Annotated in this window: 1 protein-coding gene; it reads left to right on the forward strand. The window is 72.0% G+C overall.

The window, feature by feature from the left end; genetic code table 11:
• Positions 1 to 94 precede the first annotated feature (94 nt).
• Positions 95 to 1,097, forward strand: a 1,003-nt coding sequence (locus ACIQOV_RS42520; RefSeq protein WP_401056634.1) for a heavy metal translocating P-type ATPase, incomplete at its 3' end; no start/stop codon positions are given.

Below are 1,097 nucleotides of genomic sequence, written 5' to 3' on the forward strand. Positions count from 1 at the left end.
GGGTATAAATGAACCCGGCACCGCCCGATACCCCTCCTAGGTATGAAGGCCCGGCCGCCGAACGTACCGCACGACGACGTCACGAGGAGCGACGATGACTACCCAGGCACCCGCCTCCGCGGAGGTGGAACTCTCGATCGGCGGAATGACGTGCGCCTCCTGCGCGGCCCGCATCGAGAAGAAGCTCAACCGGATGGACGGGGTCACCGCCAGCGTCAACTACGCCACCGAGAAGGCGAAGGTCTCCTTCGAGGGCGGGGTCGAGGTCGCCGACCTGATCGCCACCGTCGAGGCCACCGGCTACACCGCCGCGCTGCCCAAGCCCCCGGTCGCCGAGGGCGGGAGCGGCGAGCAGACCGAGCCGGCCGACGAACTGGCCCCGCTGCGCCAGCGGCTGTTCACCGCGGTGGCGCTCGCGGTCCCGGTGATCGCGATGGCGATGGTGCCGGCCCTCCAGTTCGACAACTGGCAGTGGCTGTCGCTGACCCTCGCCGCGCCGGTCGTCACCTACGCCGCCTGGCCGTTCCACCGGGCCGCGTTCACCAACGCACGGCACGGCGCCGCGACCATGGACACCCTGGTCTCGCTCGGCACCCTCGCCGCGTTCCTCTGGTCGCTGTGGGCGCTGTTCCTCGGCGACGCCGGGATGCCGGGCATGCGGCACGGCTTCGAGTTCACCATCGGCCGCAGCGACGGCTCGTCCAACATCTACCTGGAGGCGGCGGCCGGCGTCACCGCCTTCATCCTGGCCGGCCGCTACTTCGAGGCGCGCTCCAAGCGCACCGCCGGGGCCGCGCTCAAGGCGCTGCTGGAACTGGGCGCCAAGGACGTGACGGTGCTGCGCGGCGGAACCGAACTGCGCATCCCGATCGCGGATCTCGCGGTGGGCGACCGCTTCGTGGTCCGGCCGGGCGAGAAGATCGCCACCGACGGCACGGTGGTCGAGGGCGCCTCGGCCGTGGACGCCTCGATGCTGACCGGCGAGTCCGTTCCGGTCGAGGTCGGGGTCGGGGACGCCGTCACCGGTGCCACCGTCAACGCGGGCGGGCGCCTGGTGGTCGAGGCCACCCGGGTCGGCGCCGACACCCAGCTGTCCC

The sequence above is a fragment of the Kitasatospora sp. NPDC091257 genome (genome assembly GCF_044757675.1).
Taxonomy (GTDB): domain Bacteria; phylum Actinomycetota; class Actinomycetes; order Streptomycetales; family Streptomycetaceae; genus Kitasatospora; species Kitasatospora lactacystinica.